The 1,658-nt window shown below is 29.5% G+C and carries 2 protein-coding genes and 3 tRNA genes; all 5 read left to right on the forward strand.

What is annotated here, in order from left to right:
- Nucleotides 1–84: 84 nt before the first annotated feature.
- The 5 genes from ABCP60_RS15865 (at nucleotide 85) to ABCP60_RS15885 (ending at nucleotide 1,167) form a co-directional block, all read left to right on the forward strand.
- A tRNA-Cys gene (locus ABCP60_RS15865) sits at nucleotides 85–158 on the forward strand.
- A gap of 5 nt (nucleotides 159–163) precedes the next feature.
- Nucleotides 164–240: transfer RNA gene (locus tag ABCP60_RS15870), tRNA-Arg, on the forward strand.
- Nucleotides 241–245: 5 nt separating this feature from the next.
- A tRNA-Val gene (locus ABCP60_RS15875) sits at nucleotides 246–321 on the forward strand.
- 159 nt (nucleotides 322–480) lie between these two features.
- The gene (locus ABCP60_RS15880) at nucleotides 481–732 is read left to right on the forward strand and encodes a DUF2508 family protein (RefSeq protein WP_166506174.1); all 252 of its coding nucleotides are present in this window, start codon (nucleotides 481–483) and stop codon (nucleotides 730–732) included.
- A gap of 21 nt (nucleotides 733–753) precedes the next feature.
- The gene (locus ABCP60_RS15885; RefSeq protein WP_092921872.1) at nucleotides 754–1,167 is read left to right on the forward strand and encodes a hypothetical protein; all 414 of its coding nucleotides are present in this window, start codon (nucleotides 754–756) and stop codon (nucleotides 1,165–1,167) included.
- Nucleotides 1,168–1,658 lie beyond the last annotated feature (491 nt).

Genomic DNA, 1,658 nt, shown 5'->3' on the forward strand with positions numbered 1-1,658 from the left:
CCCATTAGCTCAGTCGGTAGAGCACCTGACTTTTAATCAGGGTGTCCCGCGTTCGAGTCGCGGATGGGTCACCATTTATATTACGGCGACATAGCCAAGTGGTAAGGCAGTGGACTGCAACTCCTTGATCCCCAGTTCGAATCTGGGTGTCGCCTCCAAAATTGCGCCTATAGCTCAACTGGATAGAGTGTCTGACTACGAATCAGAAGGTTAGGGGTTCGAGTCCCTTTGGGCGCACCATATCCGGGATTATAGCTCAGCTGGGAGAGCACCTGCCTTACAAGCAGGGGGTCACAGGTTCGAGCCCTGTTAATCCCACCAGTGTAACCTCTAGTGATTTTCACTAGAGGTTTTTATGTGTAAAAAATAATACTAAGAATGTATACTATCTTGATAAAGAAATTAAATTTACATATAATGGTATATAGATTTTAGAATATGTCAAAATTCTTAATAAAATATAATTTAGGGAGGATGACTATGTCTAAAATAAAAAACATTAATAAAAATAAAGAAAAGCAAAAACTAATAAAGGAGATAAAAAGAGCTCAGTTGGATGTTGAAACAGCAGAACATTTTTTTCAACTAGTTACAGATCCAGAGTTAGTGGATGTTGCTATATATGAATTAGAGGCAAAAAAATCAAGATATAGATATTTAATAAAGATTGCTAAGGAAAGAGGAATAAAGAAGACATTACAAGAGTCTTTAGTAGAATCAATAGCAAAATAATTCTAAGGAGATGATTAAATCATGTATGTAGTTTTTGGGGATGAAATAGTAGATAGCGAAGAACTAAAAGAGACTATACAAGAAAATAGTGACTTTATAGTAGAAAAAGATTTAACTAAAGGAACAAAAAGAGAAGATACATTAGCTTACCAAATAAGTATAGATATAGACAATTTAAATGAAATAATAAAAGAAGACTATGATTTAGAAGAAATAGATAGTGAAGATTTATTTGATGAATATATAACATTAGCAGATGAATTAGCTATGGAACTAGAAGAAATAATGCCAGAAGATGCTGTTATGAATGCTAGGGCTTATAAATGGGATAATACAGATGATGCCATAAAAGTAGTTATAGCGATAGGACATGCAGAACTAGGTGAATTAAAAGTATCTGATGTTGCGAGAAGATTATTATCACAAGTTGATTAATAAAAGAGGAAGGGTATTAATATTACTTAATATCCTTTCTTTTTTATAATAAGTAATTTAATTATACTTAATAAAGTTATATTAAGAAAAATATAGAAGATTTTTGTGAATAGGTTAATTATAAGTAGATGATTATATGCCTTTGGATATAATTTTCATTCATCTTAATAATAATATTTAAATATATATAGTTTATCAAATTTATAAGCATATAGTTGTATTAATTTAAATAAAATTGCATAGCTAATTTTTTTTAAGTTAATAATAAAATAATGAATAAATATACTCTATCTTACACATAATATAATTGTTGAAAAGCACATTATAAATAAAAAATAATTTTTTTCAAAAAAGTATTGACGATATAAAAATAAGATGATATAGTATTACTTGTCCTTAAGAAAAGGGCAAAATGAAAATGAACTTTGAAAATTAAACAGTAGGTTAATTTATATAACTGATTCTTAAAAGAATCGAAAACAAACCAAGCC

The organism is Romboutsia sp. MSSM.1001216sp_RTP31141st1_G3_RTP31141_220114, from assembly GCF_039031195.1.
Lineage (GTDB): Bacteria > Bacillota > Clostridia > Peptostreptococcales > Peptostreptococcaceae > Romboutsia_C > Romboutsia_C hominis.

Bases quoted from the DNA above. Each gene is read 5' to 3' on its own strand.
- ABCP60_RS15885 (WP_092921872.1), top strand. From the start codon at position 754: ATGTATGTAGTTTTTGGGGATGAAATAGTAGATAGCGAAGAACTAAAA.
- ABCP60_RS15880 (WP_166506174.1), top strand. From the start codon at position 481: ATGTCTAAAATAAAAAACATTAATAAAAATAAAGAAAAGCAAAAACTA.